This window comes from Actinomyces sp. W5033 (assembly GCF_051303165.1).
This window is the reverse complement of the sequence record NZ_JBPPGD010000010.1, coordinates 1-16,824: the sequence shown is the minus strand read 5'-3', so window position 1 is coordinate 16,824 and position 16,824 is coordinate 1. Positions and strand designations below refer to the sequence as shown.

The following is a 16,824-nucleotide window of genomic DNA, read 5'->3' as shown; positions in this document are numbered from 1 at the left end:
GGCGCCCCCGGCCAGGCCCACCGCCCCAGGGCGGCGACCGCCTACAGGCTCCGCCCCTCCAGGACGTCCTGGACCCAGGCGCGCGCCACGACGAAGTCCTTGTCGCTCGTGCCCGCGGGCACGATGACGGGGCGCGCGTCCAGGCGCGGGTAGGAGCCCAGGAAGCGCACCTGGGGGCAGGTGCGGTGCAGACCGATGAGGGCCGCCTGCACACGCTCCTCACGCACATGCCCCTCGACGTCGATGGAGAAGCGGTAGCGGCCCAGGGAGTCGCCCACGGGACGCGACTCGATGCGCGAGAGGTTGACGCCCCTGGCGCTGAACTGCTCGAGCATGCCCAGCAGAGCGCCGGAACGGTCGTGGGCGAGCTGGACCTGGAGGGTCGTCTTGTCCGCCCCGGTGGGCTCTCCGACGCGACCGGGCCGGGAGACCTTGACGAAGCGGGTGACGGCTCCGGCGTTGTCCGCCACGCCTCCGGCGATCACCGTGAGCCCGTACTGCTCGGCGGCCAGGGGGTTGCACAGCACCGCCTCGAAGCCGAGCGAGCCGGGCTCCTCGCTGCCAGCCAGGGCCTTGGCCGGGGCTGAGGTGGAGGTCGCGGCGACGTAGACGGCGTCGGGCAGGTTGCGGTGGACCCAGCCCCGGCACTGCGCCCAGGCGTGCGGATGGGTGGAGATGGCGCTCACGTCCTCCAGGCGGGTGCCCTCACGCCCGGCGAGGACGAAGGTGATGGGCACAGCCACCTCCGCCGCGATGGTGAGGGGGGCGCCGGAGACGAGGTTGTCGAGGGTGGCGTTGACACCGCCCTCGATGGAGTTCTCGATGGGGACGACGGCGGCGTCCGACAGGCGCTCGCGCACCCGGTCAAGGGCCGTGGGGACGTCCTGGCAGGGGTCGAGCTCGACGCCGAGCGGAGCGACCTGGCGCAGGGCCATCTCCGTGAAGGTGCCCGAGGGGCCGAGGAAGGACCAGCGCTGGGGGGTGGTGGAGGCCGTCATGGGCCGAGGCTATCGGCCGGGCGGGGCCCGTGCCGGGCGTGCCTGCCTGGCGAGAGGCGCCCACATCCTCAGCCTGGACTCCGCCTGCAGGGGGACCCGCCCTGACGAGGACCGTAAGGTGGCCGCATGAGCCCGCAGGCCTCCCGCCACCGGAGCCTGGTGCGCGCGTTAGCGCTCGCCCTGCTCCTGGCGCTCGGCGCGCTCGTGGCGCTAGCCGGCCCGGCCGCCGTGGGCTCCACCCGCCCGAGCGCCACCGCCCCGCGGACGCAGCCCGCCCCCGTCGTCCTCATCGCCACGACCGGCGTCACCTGGGGCGGCCTGCTCGCCGAGCACACCACCGGCGGCCCCCCCGAGGCACCACCTTCCGCCGCTGAGACGCTGCTGGGCATGACAGCGGCGGGCCGGGCCGCCAACCTCGTCCAGCGCACCGCCTCCGACGTCACCTGTCCGGCTGACGCCTGGCTCTCCCTGTCCGCCGGCGCCCGCGCACGGGCGCAGTCACCGTCCTCCGGGCGAGGAGGGGACTGCACCTGGCCCGCCGACTGGCAGGCCGCCGTCGGCGCCTCGCGCAAGGACGGCTACGGCGCCCGGCCCGGCGCCCTGGCGGACGCCCTCGCGCGGGCGGGCAGGAGCACGCTCGCCGTCGGCGAGGGGGCCGTGCTCATGCTCACCACCTCCGACGGCGTCCCGCCCGCCTCAGCCCCCCACCTCGTACAGGCCCTCACCGGCGCCCTGGCGGACCTCACCGTCGTGGACGCCACGGACCACGACGTACTGCGCGAGTCCCTGCTGCTGGCCGCCTCGCTGGAGGGCGCGCGCGTCGTCGTCGCCTCCATCGCGGACCCCACGGACCCGGGGCCGCAGGTGCTGGTCCTGCCCGAGGGCACCACCGGGTGGCGCTCCCCGGCAACCGCCCACGCGCAGGCACCGGCCTCCACAGAGCTGTCCGTCTCCCTCGTCGCCTCCCCCTCGACCCGTCAACGGGGCCTCGTCCAGCTGACGGACCTGAGCCCCACGCTCCTGGCGGCCCTGGGTGCCCCAGCGCCTGCGGGCATGTCCGGCAGGGCCCTGACCCTGCCCACCACCTCGCCCGCCGTGAGGCTCGAGCCACTCGCGTCTGACGACGTGCCCGCGGCCGCCCTCGCCCTGGCGGACGAGGCCCTGCACGCGAGGGCCTCGCAGATGACGACCCTGCCCGTCGGCGGGGCGCTCGTGCTCGCCAGCCTGCTGTGCCTCGTCGTGGCAGCGCTCGTCCTGCGCGGCCCGGCGGGACGGGGACGGCTGCGCGGCACGTGGGCCGCCGCCACCTTCGTGGCCGCCTTGCCGGCCGGCACCTGGCTGGGCGCCGTCATCCCGTGGTGGCGTGCGGGTGCGGGCGCCGCCCACGAGCCGGGCTGGCAGGCGGTGCCAGCGGCACTGGCCGCGACCGCCGCCACAGCCCTGGCCCTCGTGGCCCTCCTGCACACCCTGTCCGTCGCCGTGAGCGCGCTGCGCCAGCACACGGCACCGCACGTGCCAGGCACCGCGCCCTGCGGCGGGGTGCGCCCGGGCCTGAGCCGGGAGAGGTCCTGCCAGCCCGCCGCGGCCCCGGCGCTGACCACCGTCCTGCTGGCGGCCACCACCGCCGCCGTCCTGCTCGCCGACGGCGCCACCGGTGCGGCGCTGGGCTTCAACGGCGTGCTGGGCATGAACGCCGTGGTGGCGGGACGCTTCTACGGGGTGTCGAACACGGCCTTCGCGCTGGCGGCCGCAGTACTCGTCGTGGCGGTGGGGGCGGTGGTGGGGCCGATCGTCGAGGCGCAGCCCTCCCCGGCGCGGCGTCGCGCGGCCGCCCTCGTGGGGTCGGGCGTGCCCGGGGTGGCGGCGCTGACCGTCGTGGGGCTGCCGGTACTGGGCGCCGACGTCGGTGGCGCGCTCACGCTGGTGGCCACCTTCGCGGTCCTGACGGCCGGGCTGTCAGGCGGGCGCGTCACCTGGCGGCGCTGGCTCGGAGTCGGCGTCCTGGCGGTCGCGGTGGTGGGGGGCTTCGGTCTCGTGGACCACATGACGGGCTCGGGCACGCATATGGGCCGCTTCGTGGGCCAGGTCCTGGACGGGACGGCGCCGACGACGATCCGCCGCAAGGCGTGGGCCCTCGTGGCTCCCTTCACGTCCTCGCGGCTGGCGCTGGCGGCGCTCCTCCTCGCCCTGGTGGGGATGGCAGCGGCCTGGTGGTGGCTCGCGCGTGAGCGCCGGGCCTGGCGGGCGGGCGTGTCGGGCTACCAGGCGCTCGCGCCCGCCCGGGGGCGCGCGGCCGGATGGTTCGGGCCGGTGCTGCGCGCGCTGCTGGTGCTCATCGTCGTCGAGGTGCTTGTCAACGACTCCGGGGCGTCGATGGCGGTGCTGTCGGCGGCCTGCGCGGCCCCGCTCCTGCTGGCACTGGCGTGCGCTCCAGGAGCGCGCAGGCCGGGCCTAAGGCGGTGGCGCCGGCTCAGTCCTCGCCCACGGCCCGGTAGGCGCGGAAGGGCGACTGTGCCCGGACGACGTTCTCGTCCAGGCCCCGCACGCGGTGTCCGCGCAGGCGGCGCACGGAGATGGCTCGCAGGACGTCGCGGTACTGCGTGGCACGGTGGATGCGGCCTGCCCGGTCGTTGCCGGAGACGCGGTGCGTGATGTCGCAGGGGACCTCGATGACGGCGAGGCCGGCGGTGAGCACGTCGATGCTCAGCGCGACCTCGACCCCCCATCCGGTGGCGAGAGGCGCCGCCGTCTCATAGGCCTGGCGGGTGAGGCAGCGCTGGCCGGACAGCGGGGCGACGGGAGCCCACCCGGTGGCTGCGGCGATGGCACCGCGGGCGGCGCGCACCACCCGGCCCCGGCCGCCGGCCCCGGCCTGCTTGGGGGGCACGGCGATGGCCATGTCGGCGACGCCGTCGAGCACCGGAGGGACAAGCTCGGCGCAGGCGGCGGCGGAGTCCCCGAGGTCGGCGTCGATGAAGAGCAGCAGCCGCGTGGGGCCGTCGGAGTAGTCGCGCATGGCGACGACGCTGGCGCCGGTCTCCATGGCGGAGGCCTTGCCCCGGGTGACCGAGTGGCGCACGGTGACGGCGCCGGCCGCGCGGGCGTGGCACTGGGTGTCGTCGGTGGAGCCGTCATCGACGACGACGACGAGGTCCACGCGGGGGATGGCCCGGCAGGCCCGGACGGTGGCGGCGATGCGCGCCGCCTCGTTCTTGGCCGGGATGACGACGGCCACTCGCTGGTCCGGACGCTCTGACGGGCTCACGGCACCAGCGTATCCACTTCCGACCGGGAGGTCAGACCATGGGACGCACACCACGCTGGCGGCCGCCCACCTCCGGGCCCGGCGCAGGCGTCACGGCCCGAGCGGGCGCTGTGCGCCTCGTCGTCGAGCAGCCGACGGCGGGTGCGCAGGTAGGCGGGCACGAGCAGCGCGACCGCGCCCACCCACGCCAGGGGCTCGCTGGCGCACACGCCGAGGTAGCCGAAGACGCCCCCGAGCCAGATCGCCACGACGACGCGCATGACGAGCTCGGCCACGCCCGAGTAGAAGGGGGCTCGCATCTTGCCCAGGCCCTGGAGGGCGCCACGCAGCACGTAGAGGACCGCCAGGAGCCAGTAGGTCAGGGAGAACATGATGACCGCCTGCGCCGACAGGCTCACGACCTGCTCGGAACCGTCGCCCACGAAGACGCGCGAGAGCGGGGCGGCGGTCGGCACGAGGACGAGCGCGAGGGCCAGCGAGGTGACGACGCCCAGGAGGCCGCCTTGCGTGACGCCCGCGCGCACGCGGTCCACACGCCGCGCCCCGAAGTTCTGGGCGGCGTAGGTTGACACAGCCAGGCCGATGGAGGACAGGGTCGAGTTGGCGAGCCCGTCGATGCGGATGGCGGTGGTGAAGGCCGCGATGGCCTCGGAGCCGAGCTCGTTGAGGCGCAGCTGCACGGCGACGACCCCGATGGCGATGATCGACATGTTGAAGCCCAGGGGCAGGCCCATCTTGAGGTGGTGGCGCAGCTCGGCGCGGGTGACCCGCCAGTCCTCACGACGCAGGTGGAAGACGGGGAACCTCCGGTGGATCCACCACAGGCACAGCAGGGCGCTGATGGCCTCGGCGACGGCGGTGGCGTAGGCAGCGCCCTCGACGCCCATGCCGAACCAGGCGATGAGGGCGACGTCGAGCACGATGTTGAGGGCCGAGGCGATGGCGAGGAAGACGAGCGGGGTGCGCGAGTCCCCCACGGCGCGGATGATCGCGGACAGGTAGTTGAAGGCGACGATGGCGAAGGAGGTGGCGAAGCAGACCATGCCGTAGCCCATGGCGTCGTCCATGAGCTCGGCGGGGGTGTGCAGGGCCAGGAGCAGGGGCCTGAGCAGCACTGTGCCGACGACTGTGAGCACGACGGTCAGGGCGACGGACACGAGGGTGCCGGCGGCCACGGAGCGGCGCACGGCCTGCTCGTCCTGGGCGCCGTAGGCCTGGGACAGGGGGATCGTCAGGCCGCTGGTCATGCCGAAGGAGAAGCCGATGACGAGGAAGAGCAGGACACCGGTGGCGCCGACGGAGGCCAGCGGCAGGACGCCGAGGAAGCGGCCGACGACGATGGTGTCCGCGAGCTGGTAGGCCTGCTGGATGATGTTGCCCAGGACGAGGGGGACGGTGAAGGCGCCAATGACGCGCCAGGGGGTGCCTTCGGTCAGCTGGGTGGGCATCAGTTCCTCAAGTCGGACGGGGTGCGGATGTGAGAGCCCAGCCTATTGGTCTTCCCGGTTGTTTTCCCCTCCCGCCGGCACGAGCCTCGTCACTCTGCCCGCTCAGGACAGGCGCCCGCCGTCCATCGTCAGGACCCGGTCGGCGACCCTGTCCGCCTCCGCCTCGTGGGTGACGACGAGGACGCAGGCACCCGAGTCGGCCGCGCGCCGCAGCAGGGCGAGGACCACCTCAACGTTCTCACTGTCCAGCCCGGCGGTGGGCTCGTCAGCGAGCAGGGCACCGGGCTCCATGAGCAGGGCGCGGGCGATCGCCAGGCGCCTGAGCTCACCGCCGGAGAGCTCCTGGGGCCGCTCGGCCGCGAGCCCGGCCAGACCGACGTCCTCGAGCAGCCCGGCGGCACGCGCCGCCGGTGGCTCGGCCTCGCCCCGGATGACGGCGGGCAGCAGGACGTTCTCCAGGACGCTCAGTGAGCGCAGGGCCGTGTGCCCCTGGGGCACGAGACCGATGCGCTCGTTGCGCAGCCGCGAGCGCTCCTGCTCCGTGAGTGCGTAGAGGTCCTGGCCTGCCACCTCCACCGTGCCGGCGGTGGGGGTCAGCAGGCCGGCGAGCATCATGAGCAGCGTGGACTTGCCGGAGCCGGAGCGGCCCGTCACCACGGTCAGGCTCCCGGGGGCGAGGTCGAGGTCCGTGGGGGCCACGGCGGTGAGCACCGCGCCGCCGCGGCTGGAGCGGGGGTAGTCCTTCGTCAGGGCCCGCGCCCGGATCGTCAGGTCATGGGTCGTCATGTCACTCGCCCTCCTTGAGCACGAGGCTGGGGTCAACGCGGTGGGTCAGGCGCAGGCTGGTCGCCGCGCTGAGCGCCGCGGCCAGGACGGCCCCGGCCAGGGTGGCGGCGGCGGTCAGGACGAGGACGCCCACCCCCGGCAGGACGAGGCCGACGCCCAGCGCCTGGCCGATGGCCGTGGTGAAGGAGGTGACGACCACCCCCGAGACGAGGATGCCGACCAGGGCGCCCAGCAGGTTGATGATGACGGCCTCGGCGACGACGCTGCGCCCCACCGCGCCGCGGTCCGCGCCCAGGGCGGTGAGGGTGGCGAGCTCACGCCGGCGCTCGTGGACGAGCAGGGCGTGCACGAGGACGGTGACGGCCAGCCCGAGGCCCCAGATGAGGGCGACAAGCACGGTGACGGTGCGGGCGGCGCTCTCGAGGGAGAGCGCGATACCGGCCACCATGCCGGAGGCGGTGGTGACGGTGACGCCCTCCACCTGCGCGGCGATGGCGGCGGCCACGGCGTCGGGGTCGGCGCCGTCGGCCAGGCGCACGGTGACGGCGGAGACGACGTCGTCGGCGTCAACGTAGCCGTAGCGGTTGAGGTTCTTCTCGAAGGAGGCCTTGAGGACGGTCTCGAAGGTCTCACGGTTCATGTAGACGGCGTTGTCGAGGCTCGTTCCCGAGGGGGCGAGCTGGCCGGCGATCCGCAGCTCGTGGCCGAACAGGGTGAGCGTGCCGGAGCTGTAGACGGTGACGTTGGCCCCGACGACGACCTCCATGGCCCCCACCGCGCCGTCGTCCCCACCGGAGCCGCCCGCGCCGGAGCGGGTCTCGGCGATCCACGGCTGGATGGTGAAGTCGGTGGCCGGGTCGAAGGCGATGAGCTGTAGCCGTGCCGAGCAGCAGGAGGACTTGGCGGAGGCGAGGTAGAGCTGGGCGGAGACCTGCTCGACGCCCTCGACGGCGGCGACCTGCTCCACGACGCCGGCGTCCATGTAGAAGTAGTCGGGCTCGGTCTGGGTCAGGGCTTGCTGGGGGTTGAAGCCTGTGCCGGTGTCCTCGGGGGTGACGAGGATGTCGGCACCCAGTCGCGACTGGGCCAGGCCCAGCCCCTGGCGCACGCCCTGGATGACGAGCCCCCCTCCGAAGGCGGCGACCGCCATGAGGGTCGTGAGCGTGAGCAGGGCCGCGGTGCGCGCGGGGTAGCCCCGCAGGTTGCGCCACGGCAGGGTCCTCATGGTGAGCACGTGTGTTCCTCCAGTGGTGTCAGACGGTCAGGAGCGCCTGGCCGCCGTCATGGCGCAGGGCGCGGCCCAGTGCGAGGTGGGTGCTGGCGGCGGCGGTGAGCAGGGTGAGGCCGACGGCGGCCACGGCGGCCACGGCGAGGGCGTCGGCCTGCGGCGCCCCACCGGGCAGGGCCCTGCCCGCCAGGACGAGGGCCGTGGTGGCGCAGGCGGTCCCCACGAGGGCGCCGGCTACGTGCACGAGCAGCGTCTCGTGGGTCAGGAGACGGCGCACGGTGCGGGCGCTGGCGCCGACGGTGCGCCAGACGCGGACCTCCTGGCGGCGCTCGTGCATGAGCAGGGACTGGGTGACGGCGTGGGCGGCCACGAGCAGCGCCCACGCCAGGACGGTGGCGCCGACGACGAGGCCCAGCTGGGTGGTGACCGCCGTGGCGGTGGAGACCAGGGCGGCGTCGGAGTAGTCGGCGGTCACCTTGCGGACGTAGACATTGACCCACCCGGCGACGGCGGCGGCGTCCTCGCGCTCGTGGAGGGTGAGGAGGGCGGCGGAGTAGCTGGTGGCGGGGTCGAGCCCCTGGTAGCGGGTGTCGCCCGCGGCGGTGGCGGCGTCGAGGAGGGCACGCAGGGTGTTGGTGCTGGCCAGGGCGGCGTCGTCGAGGCGGGTGCCGGTGGCGGCGAGGTGGGCGGTAACGGGCCACTGCCGGCCCCAGAGGGTGACGGTGGCGGGGTCGCCGCCCAGCCTGGCGGCGACGTTCGTGCCGACGGCGAGGGTGCCGGTGGTGGGGTCGGCGTCGGGGCCCTCCTCGAGCCAGGCGGACAGGACCGTGTCCGTGGCGGGCTCGTAGCCGACGACCCAGGCGTCCTGGCCGTCGCCCAGGGTGGTGCTGAGGTAGAGCTGGTGGGTGACGACGGCGATGTCGTCGTTCTGGGACAGGCGGGCCAGGGCGGTGCGATCGCGCTGGTAGTCAACAGGGGTCCCCAGGACGGTGAGGGCGTTGTCGGGAACCTGCTGGCGGCCGGCGGTGGGGTAGACGATGACGTCGGCGCCCAGGCGCTGCTCGGCGAGGAGCAGCTCGGTGCGCGTGCCGGCCAGGAGGGTGAGCCCGGCCATGAGGCAGGCCGCCTGGGCCAGGGCCAGGGCCAGGAGGATCGCGGTGCGGGCGCGGTGGGCGAGGGCGTTGCGGGCAGGCAGGGCACGCAGGGTCAGGGGCCGGGTCACGGGCGCGGCTCCGTGCTGCTGGTGGCGGACGGCGCGGTGGCGGACGGCGCGGCGCTCCGGGCAGGGGGGAGGCTGAGCCACAGGGCGGGGCGCACGCCGAGCTCGGCGTCGACGGCGATCCCGGCAGTGACAGGTGCTCCGGCGGCGGAGACGTACTGGGCAGCGTAGTCGTCCCCTCCGGGCGAGCGCAGCCACCAGTCGGCGTGTCCCTCGTCGTCGGTGTAGAGGGCGGGGCTGGCGGCAGCGGGGACAACGGTGGCCTGACCGGTCCACTCGCGGTCCCAGTCCGCGGAGAGGTAGATGACGGCGTCGGTCTCGCTCAGGGCCAGGACCCGGTCGGTGGTGGGGGCTCCGCCCTCGGTGCCGGTGACGGACTGGTCGGGGTTGTCCAGGACGGTGGGCTCGACGAGGTCCTGCTCGTCGGGGGTGAGCGCGCGGGTGAGGAAGTCCGTGTTGAGCCAGGCGCGCAGGTCGGAGTCGGCCCAGGTGATGGCCTCAAAGGGGACGTGGTGGTACGGGCGGGACGCGATGACGTTGGCGGTCAGCAGCAGGAGATGGTCGTCGATGCGGTCCAGGACGATCCACTCCAGGGGCTCGGCGCCGTTGGTGGGGTCCGCGTCCTGCTCCCAGGTGCCGAGGGTGACGACGTCGCCCTTGTGCGCGGTTGCGTAGTCGGTGGTGGGGGCGGGGGCGCAGGCACCGAGGGCGGGCGCGAGCAGGAGGGCGAGCGCGGCCAGGGCGGCGCGCACGCGGGTGCTCATGGCGGCCGGGGCGGGCCGTCAGGCGGCGACCGGGGCGGGAGTGCCTGCGGGGCGGCGCTCGCCGCGCAGGGTGGTGGCGAGGGAGGCGGTGGCGGTGCCGGCGACGAGGACGCTCATGATGCGGGTGAAGGGCTGGAAGACGGTGTGGCAGCGCATCGTCTCCATCATGCACAGGGGGCAGATGATGCCGGGCAGGAGGAGGACGACGACGGCGCCGACGACGCCGAGGGCCTGGAGGACTGCGCGCAGGGCGCGGTTGCGCACGAAGGCGCTGGCGCCCAGGACGAGGGCGAGGAGGGCGCCTCCGGCGGTGACCTGGTTCTGGCAGTGGTGGCAGTGCATCCAGGTGCCGTCGGGCTTGGGGTCGCAGGCGGAGAAGACGGTGGTGACGCCGACGGCGAGGAGGGCGGCCAGGGCCGCGGCGGCGAGAGGGAGGGTGCGGGCGATCTTCACGGGGGTCCTTGGGGTAGCGACGTCCGACGGGTTTGACAAAGGCAAGTTAGTTTGACCTAAGTCTCTGAGTCAAAGTCGCATGACACGGTGTCAGTATCAGGGTGGGGGGGTGGCGACGGCGGGGGGGGCGACGGCGGGGGCTCGGCCCGGGTTCCTAGGGTCTTCACAGGGTGGGCGGGGGTGGCCTTTCAGGGTCGGAGGGTTACATATGAACCACCGCCGGACGGAACGGGTCGCGAGGGTTGGGGAGCCCAGCGACCGGCCCAAACCGAGGATGGCACGGGTCTTAGGGAGCCCGCACCACCCGCTCCGACGAAGGAGGAGACGCTCCCCCTGCTGGGAACCAGGGCGCGGAGCCCCTCACGAACGAAGGCCCTCGGGCCCGGGAGAGACAACCCGGCCCCGAGGGCCTCGTCACAGGCCCGGTATCATCCGGACGTCATCGGCCCGACAACCCCAGGAGCCCTCCCGTGCCGTCCGAGCTCAACGCCATCGTCGCGTGGACCTTCATGTCCGAGTGCCCGATCCCGGCCGACATCGGCCCGATCCTCCTGCAGGGCGAGCGGCCGATCGCCGCGTACAAGACGATGCGGGACTCAGCAGTGTTCACCGACCGGCGCCTTATCGTGCGCGACGCCCAGGGGCTGACGGGCAAGAAGGTGGAGCTGTACTCGCTGCCGTACTCGTCGATCAACATGTGGTCGAGTGAGAACGCGGGTCACCTCGACCTCAACTCCGAGCTGGAGATGTGGACGCGCGCCGGGCACATCAAGATCAAGCTCGGCCGCGGTGTGGACGTGCGCAGGCTCGACCACCTCATCTCCCACATGGTCCTCAGCTCCGGCCACTGAGCACGGCGCCGACGGCGGTCGGCCGGGGCTCGGCCCGGGTTCCTAGGGTCTTCACAGGGTGGGCGGGGGTGGCCTTTCAGGGTCGGAGGGTTACATATGAACCACCGCCGGACGGAACGGGTCGCGAGGGTTGGGGAGCCCAGCGACCGGCCCAAACCGAGGATGGCACGGGTCTTAGGGAGCCCGCACCACCCGCTCCGACGAAGGAGGAGACGCTCCCCCTGCTGGGAACCAGGGCGCGGAGCCCCTCACGAACGAAGGCCCTCGGGCCCGGGAGAGACAACCCGGCCCCGAGGGCCTCGTCACAGGCAACGCACGGGCACCCGGAGCGCTCACCAGCACACCAGCTGGCTCCTCGACCATGCCCACACATGTGCAGATGCGGCAGACTTGGCACCGTCGACTCCCGACGAGCGAAAGGACACGTCATGGCGGACGGGCCAGCGTTCTCACCAGAGGAGGAACTCGACGCACACCTCGCCATGATGGCCTGGTTCGACTCTCGTCGAAACGAAGGCCAGGAACTCACGACTTTCGGAGAACTCGAACGCGGATTCTTCTGGCATGGCCACCAGATTCCTCTCATCTCTCGCAACCAGGGAATCTGGAAGCCTCGTTTTCTGGCCGCGGCGCTGACATTCAAGACGACGGCGCGCAAGATCGGGCAAGAAGCCCCCTACGAGGACCGTATCGACGAGGACGGCACACTCCGATACAAGATGGCCGCTACCCGAGATAAGGAATGGACCAACCGCGCCATGCTCTTGGCCGCAGAACGCGGGTACCCACTCGCATGGCTTGTTGGCACAAAACCGGCCAACACCCTATATTACTATGCGCGATTTCCTGCGTTCATCACGGGAGTAGACGACGAAAACCGCGAGTTCCTCGTCACCATCGGAGGCGATCCCGATCAGCCGATTGACCTCTCCGACATCAGAGAGCGAGCCGCCGAGGGAATAGAGCGGAAGTATGTGTCCCGTTGGACGAAGCAGCGGCTGCATCAGCAGAAGTTTCGCGAGGATGTCCTCTCGGCATACAGCATATCTTGCGCCATATGCGACCTACCACACGCTCAACTGATCGAAGCCGCCCATATCGTGGATGACGCGAACGACGCAGGTGTTCCAATGGTCGCCAATGGAATGGCCCTATGTCGAATACACCACACGGCGTACGACAAGCACCTTCTGGGCATCGACGAGTCGCGGCGCATTCATGTCGCTGAGCGAGCAAGACGTCTGGAGGAAGTCTCCGGCAAGCGCGCGCTCGTTACCTTTGTAGGAAGAACACTAACTCACGTTCCTGAGAGGCGAGCGCTCCAGCCGGATGGTCAGCGCCTCCGCTGGCACTTCGAGCGGTTCATTGACCTGAACGAGAGGAACGTTCCCAGCACCACACATCCGTAAGTGGTTGACGGCCGTCAACCCCTGAGACCTCACCCGGCCGCGAGACCCCTACCCTCGGAAGGGCAGCGGCGCCAGGCCCCTGACACCGACCTCGGCGACGTACACAGACCCGGAGGCGGGCTCAACGTCGTCGGGCAGGTTCTCGCGCGAGGTGGTGATGAACAGCCGGTCCAGGCCGGGACCTCCGAAGGCGCAGGCCGTCACCTTGGAGACCTCCACCTCCACGACCTCACTCAGCCGCCCCTCGGCGTCGTAGCGCCTGACCGCACCGCCACGGTGCAGGGCGACCCAGACGCCGCCCTCGGCGTCGACCGTCAGGCCGTCAGGCTTGCCCGTCCCCTCCTCGATGACCACCCACGGGCGCGGGTTCACCAGGCCGGCCTCGGCGTCGTAGTCGAGCAGCGTGATCGTGCGGGTCGGCGTGTCCACCCAGTAGGCGCGGGCCCCGTCCGGGCTGAAGCCCAGGCCGTTCGCCGTCGTCGCCCCGCCCCAGGCCTCGACGGGCTGGGCGCCCGGCCCGTCCCAGCGGTAGACCTTCGCGGCCCCCGCGACCCGCTCCCAGGACATGGTGCCGATCCACAGCCGGCCGTCGGGGTCGCAACCGCCCTCGTTCGTGCGGATCGTCGGGTCCGAGTACAGCTCGACGACCTCCTCCAGGTCCGACAGGTCCTCCGCGCGTCCCAGCGCCACGCCCCGCTCGGTGGCGACGAGCGCGCCCCCGCCGGTGCGCGGGCGGATGACGGAGGCGACGCGCGAGGGCACGGCCAGACGACGGTGGGAGCCGTCGTCGTCGACCTCGATGACCGTGCCGTGCAGCATGTCCACGAAGCGCAGGCGGCCGGTGGCCTCCCACCACACCGGCCCCTCGCCGTGGTAGGAGATCGTGTCGGTCATTCGCTGTGACTTCATGGTGCCAGGCTATCGGGCCGCACCGTCGGGCACCGCGGCCGGATTCGTGTCACCCACCCACGGCATAATCGTCGTCATGGAGCACTCACCGGCGATCTCGAAGAGCCAGGCCTACACCATCGCCGAGCTGCGCGAGCTCGTGCGCTCCGGCCGAGTGCGCGTCCCACAGTTCCAACGCTCCTTCCGGTGGGAGGCGAAGGACGTCCAGAACCTGCTCGACTCCCTCCTGAGGGGATACCCCATCGGCAGCCTGCTCCTGTGGCAGCGTGAGGCTCCGCCGGAGAGGCTGACCATCGGCGCACTACGGGTCGATGCCCCGGCTCACCCCGACGCCCTGTGGGTGGTGGACGGGCAGCAGCGCGTTACCAGCCTTGTCAACGTCGTCGACCCCGACGGCGCGCAGGACCCCCGCTTCGCACTCGGCTACTCTCTCAGGGACCACGAGATCGTCAACGGGCGCCGGCTCGAGGAGCCTTGGGTCATCCCCTTCCCGGACCTGTTCGACTTCAGCCGGGCACTGCGCTGGCTCGGCAACAACCCGGACGCCTTCGACCATGCCGAGCACGTCCAGGACGTCGCCGGCAGGCTCAACCGCCTCACCATCCCCGCGACAGTCATGATGCAGGCCGACGAGGCCACTCTTCGCGAGGTCTTCGACCGGATCAACTCCCGGGGAAAACGTCTCAACGCCGCCGAGATCTTCAACGCCATCCACGGCGGCCCCGATCCCTCCCGCACGACGACGGGCATCGCGACGAGCACCGACGCCCAGACACGGTTCGGGCAGCTGGGCGAGCAGATCATCGTCCAGGCGATCCTCGTGCGACGGCACACGGATATCACCCGGGACGTCCACGGCGAGTTCTCCGACAGCCGACGTCGCATCAGCGACTTCCCTGACGAGAACGAGGCTGGAGCCTACGAGGCCACCGAGCGCGCCCTCGTGGCCGCGGTGCGCTTCCTGCAGGACCACTGCGGGGTCCCCCACCTCGCCTTCCTGCCCTTCCGTTTCCAGCTGCTGGTCCTCACCCGGTTCTTCGCCCTCTTCCCCAGCCCGCACCAGCGCAATCTCGAGCTCCTCACCCGCTGGTTCTGGCGCTCCAGCGCGAATGCCGACGCGCTGGGAATCAACGGCTCACAGACTGACCTGCGCGACATGGCCGGCTGTGTGGTGCGTGGTGAGGAGTCGGCGTCGGTCCACAGGCTCTTGGCCTCAGTCACACGGCCTGAGGCGCCACGCGTCCCCGACCTCACTGTCTTCCGCGCGACACGCTCGAGCTCCAAGATGATCCTCACCGCCCTCTGGGCCCTCGGCCCCGTCGACCCCGGGACCGGGGAGGCGCTCACACCCGAGATGCTCGCGGACCAGCTCGAGGGAGAGACCACCCCTCGCACGGTCGTCACGGACCTCGTCAGTCCCTCCAACCTGCCGGAGGGCGCCGCAATGGCAGCGAGCAAGGTGATCTCCGTCCAGGACCGCCGCGACCTGCTGTCCCTCCTCAGCCCCAGCAGTGACCTCGCCTCCCTGCTGCTGGACACCGAGATGCTCGGCCACCTCCAACGCAATGAGGTCGTCGAGTTCCTGAGCCTGAGAGCGGCCGCGCTGCACCGCTACCTCACGGGCTTCCTCGACGCGCGCACCGCCTGGCGGCAGGAGGACACGCCACCGCTTGAGGAGCTCATCAGTCCGACGGTGCACGAGGAGGCAGGCCCATGACCGACACCTCCTACGCCGTCCTGCTTCACGGCGAGCACGTGGGCACGATCCTGCGTCGCGACGCCGACACCACCTTCACCATCTTCAGCTTCGACCGCGACTACTGGCACCGACCGGATCGGCGGCCCCTCGGCCTGTGGTTCGACAACCACCCGCGTCAGCAGCCGCGCGGCAACAACACTGTTCCTGCCTGGTTCTCAAACCTGCTGCCCGAGGGGCGTCTGCGCGAGCTCATCGCCCGCGAGCAGGGGGTGAGCGTCCACCGGGAGATGGACCTTCTTGAGCGGATCGGCAGCGACCTGCCCGGGGCCGTCGAGGTGCGGCGTGAGGCCGAGGCGGCCGACGTCCACCTGTCAGAGGTCGGGGGGGAGACCGTCCAGCCAGCCCTCGGGTCGGACGCGATCCGCTTCTCTCTCGCAGGCATGGCACTCAAATTCTCCATGCGGGCCGCCGGAGACCGCCTCGCACTTCCCGCCCACGGCGAGGACGGCGACTGGATCCTCAAGACGCCCGACAGCCACCACCCGCAGCTCCCGGCCAACGAGTACGCCATGATGGACCTCGCCCACCGCACCGGTATCGCGGTGCCGGAGACGGCGCTGCGGTCACGCAGCAGCGTTGACGGGCTCGGCCCGGGAGCCTGGCCCTCCGACGAGACCCAGGCCTACGCGGTCCGCCGCTTCGACCGCTCCCCCACAGGACGCATCCACATCGAGGACTTCGCTCAGGTGCTCGGGGTCTACGGCATCGGCGAAGGCAAGTACCGCTCCAACGTGGAGACTGTCCTCGGGCTGTCGTGGCGCGGATCAGACAACAGCTCACTCCAGGAGGCGGTGCGCCGCAGCGTCTTCAACCTGCTCATCGGCAACGGTGACGCGCACCTGAAGAACTGGTCACTCATCTACCCCGACGGCACCCACACCCGCCTCTCCCCCGCCTACGACCTCGTGTGCACCGCCGTCTACCCAGAGCCTGAGGGCGACCCCGAGCTCGGGCTGCCCTTCTTCGGGGCCCGGCGCCTGAGCGAGGTCCACCGCGAGCACTTCACCCGGCTCCAGAACCAGCTGGGTGTCGGCGGCACAGACGTCCTCGACGTCGTCGACGAGACCCTGGACCGCTTCAGCGAGACGTGGTCCACGGGCGCCGTCGCGCACACCCCCGCACCCGTGGCCGAGTGGATCGACGCGCACCTCGCAGACACCCGCCAGAGACTGCTCGGGCGTCGTAGTCCAGCAGCGTGATCGTGCGGGCCGGCGTGTCCACCCAGGAGGCGCGGGCGCCGTCCGGGCTGAAGCCCAGGCCGTTCGCCGTCGTCGCCCCACCCCAGGCCACGACAGCCCGCGCAGCCAGGCACCGCGCCCACGCCCCCACCCCACACCACTCATGCCAAGAACACGCACCCCATCCAGGAATTCTTCAGGTTCATCTATGACGATGGTCCCACCCAAGAGCGACGGAGCAGCCCGCTCCCCGCGGAACGGAGCCCAGACATGAGTAACGGCACCTACGACCAGGTCGCAGGCAAGATCAAGGAGACCACCGGCAAGGTCATCGGCGACAAGGAGGTCGAGACCGAGGGCGTTCTCCAGAACCTCCAGGGCAAGGCCACCGAGGCCGTCGAGGACGTCAAGGACACGGTCAAGGGCGTCGTCAGCCACTTCACCAAGGACGACGACTCCTCCGCCGGCTGATCCCTCTTCTCACGCAGGTGCCCCCGCCGTCGCACACGTCGACGGCGGGGGCACCCCTGCGTCAGGGGATCAGAGGTTGACCTGGC

14 protein-coding genes are annotated in these 16,824 nt (G+C 71.9%); 5 read left to right on the top strand and 9 right to left on the bottom strand.

From position 1 onward, the window contains the following. Window positions 1–41 precede the first annotated feature (41 nt). The 8 genes from pheA to ACSJJR_RS07900 all read right to left on the bottom strand — a co-directional run bounded on the left by pheA (window position 42) and on the right by ACSJJR_RS07900 (window position 10,161). On the bottom strand, window positions 42–998 hold the full coding sequence (gene pheA / locus ACSJJR_RS07935) for a prephenate dehydratase (protein WP_435942962.1): 957 nt from the start codon (window positions 996–998) through the stop codon (window positions 42–44). Window positions 999–3,468: 2,470 nt separating this feature from the next. Next, the gene (locus ACSJJR_RS07930; RefSeq protein WP_435942961.1) at window positions 3,469–4,263 is read right to left on the bottom strand and encodes a glycosyltransferase; all 795 of its coding nucleotides are present in this window, start codon (window positions 4,261–4,263) and stop codon (window positions 3,469–3,471) included. Beyond that, window positions 4,260–5,711 (bottom strand): MATE family efflux transporter, encoded by a 1,452-nt coding sequence (locus tag ACSJJR_RS07925; protein WP_435942960.1) that lies wholly within the window; start codon window positions 5,709–5,711, stop codon window positions 4,260–4,262. The genes ACSJJR_RS07930 and ACSJJR_RS07925 overlap by 4 nt, the downstream gene beginning before the upstream one ends. 102 nt (window positions 5,712–5,813) lie before the next feature. Next, window positions 5,814–6,482, bottom strand: a complete 669-nt coding sequence (locus ACSJJR_RS07920; protein ID WP_435943037.1) for an ABC transporter ATP-binding protein — start codon at window positions 6,480–6,482, stop codon at window positions 5,814–5,816. 16 nt (window positions 6,483–6,498) lie between these two features. Beyond that, entirely contained in the window at window positions 6,499–7,722 is a 1,224-nt protein-coding gene (locus ACSJJR_RS07915) for an ABC transporter permease (RefSeq protein WP_435943036.1), read from the bottom strand. 28 nt (window positions 7,723–7,750) lie between these two features. Then, window positions 7,751–8,947, bottom strand: coding sequence for an FtsX-like permease family protein (locus tag ACSJJR_RS07910; protein WP_435942959.1), 1,197 nt, complete (start codon window positions 8,945–8,947; stop codon window positions 7,751–7,753). Beyond that, the gene (locus ACSJJR_RS07905; RefSeq protein WP_435942958.1) at window positions 8,944–9,708 is read right to left on the bottom strand and encodes a DUF6273 domain-containing protein; all 765 of its coding nucleotides are present in this window, start codon (window positions 9,706–9,708) and stop codon (window positions 8,944–8,946) included. The genes ACSJJR_RS07910 and ACSJJR_RS07905 overlap by 4 nt, the downstream gene beginning before the upstream one ends. Before the next feature lie 18 nt (window positions 9,709–9,726). Next, window positions 9,727–10,161, bottom strand: a complete 435-nt coding sequence (locus ACSJJR_RS07900) for a DUF4418 family protein (RefSeq protein WP_435942957.1) — start codon at window positions 10,159–10,161, stop codon at window positions 9,727–9,729. 470 nt (window positions 10,162–10,631) lie between these two features. Between ACSJJR_RS07900 and ACSJJR_RS07895 the strand changes: the two genes are divergently transcribed. Together ACSJJR_RS07895 and ACSJJR_RS07890 are read left to right on the top strand one after the other, a co-directional pair. Next, entirely contained in the window at window positions 10,632–11,012 is a 381-nt protein-coding gene (locus tag ACSJJR_RS07895; protein ID WP_435942956.1) for a PH domain-containing protein, read from the top strand. A 428-nt stretch (window positions 11,013–11,440) separates the two neighbouring features. Further along, entirely contained in the window at window positions 11,441–12,421 is a 981-nt protein-coding gene (locus ACSJJR_RS07890; protein ID WP_435942955.1) for an HNH endonuclease, read from the top strand. Between the two features lie 48 nt (window positions 12,422–12,469). Here ACSJJR_RS07890 and ACSJJR_RS07885 read toward each other — a convergent pair whose 3' ends face one another. Continuing rightward, window positions 12,470–13,330, bottom strand: a complete 861-nt coding sequence (locus ACSJJR_RS07885) for an SMP-30/gluconolactonase/LRE family protein (RefSeq protein WP_435942954.1) — start codon at window positions 13,328–13,330, stop codon at window positions 12,470–12,472. A gap of 76 nt (window positions 13,331–13,406) precedes the next feature. On the opposite strand from ACSJJR_RS07885, the gene ACSJJR_RS07880 reads away from it, so the two are divergent. From ACSJJR_RS07880 to ACSJJR_RS07870, 3 genes are all read left to right on the top strand, one after another. Further along, window positions 13,407–15,047, top strand: a complete 1,641-nt coding sequence (locus tag ACSJJR_RS07880; RefSeq protein WP_435942953.1) for a DUF262 domain-containing protein — start codon at window positions 13,407–13,409, stop codon at window positions 15,045–15,047. After that, the gene (locus ACSJJR_RS07875) at window positions 15,044–16,288 is read left to right on the top strand and encodes a type II toxin-antitoxin system HipA family toxin (RefSeq protein WP_435942952.1); all 1,245 of its coding nucleotides are present in this window, start codon (window positions 15,044–15,046) and stop codon (window positions 16,286–16,288) included. Before ACSJJR_RS07880 ends, ACSJJR_RS07875 begins: the two co-directional genes overlap by 4 nt. Window positions 16,289–16,537: 249 nt before the next feature. Beyond that, a complete protein-coding gene (locus tag ACSJJR_RS07870) occupies window positions 16,538–16,738 on the top strand; it encodes a CsbD family protein (protein WP_435942951.1) in 201 nt (66 codons plus the stop codon). The last annotated feature ends 86 nt before the right edge of the window (window positions 16,739–16,824 follow it).

Excerpts from the sequence above, each read along its gene's own strand:
- ACSJJR_RS07870 (WP_435942951.1), top strand. The coding sequence starts at position 16,538 with ATGAGTAACGGCACCTACGACCAGGTCGCAGGCAAGATCAAGGAGACC.
- ACSJJR_RS07915 (WP_435943036.1), bottom strand. The coding sequence starts at position 7,722 with ATGAGGACCCTGCCGTGGCGCAACCTGCGGGGCTACCCCGCGCGCACC.
- ACSJJR_RS07885 (WP_435942954.1), bottom strand. The coding sequence starts at position 13,330 with ATGAAGTCACAGCGAATGACCGACACGATCTCCTACCACGGCGAGGGG.
- ACSJJR_RS07925 (WP_435942960.1), bottom strand. The coding sequence starts at position 5,711 with ATGCCCACCCAGCTGACCGAAGGCACCCCCTGGCGCGTCATTGGCGCC.
- ACSJJR_RS07875 (WP_435942952.1), top strand. The coding sequence starts at position 15,044 with ATGACCGACACCTCCTACGCCGTCCTGCTTCACGGCGAGCACGTGGGC.
- pheA (WP_435942962.1), bottom strand. The coding sequence starts at position 998 with ATGACGGCCTCCACCACCCCCCAGCGCTGGTCCTTCCTCGGCCCCTCG.
- ACSJJR_RS07880 (WP_435942953.1), top strand. The coding sequence starts at position 13,407 with ATGGAGCACTCACCGGCGATCTCGAAGAGCCAGGCCTACACCATCGCC.
- ACSJJR_RS07890 (WP_435942955.1), top strand. The coding sequence starts at position 11,441 with ATGGCGGACGGGCCAGCGTTCTCACCAGAGGAGGAACTCGACGCACAC.
- ACSJJR_RS07905 (WP_435942958.1), bottom strand. The coding sequence starts at position 9,708 with ATGAGCACCCGCGTGCGCGCCGCCCTGGCCGCGCTCGCCCTCCTGCTC.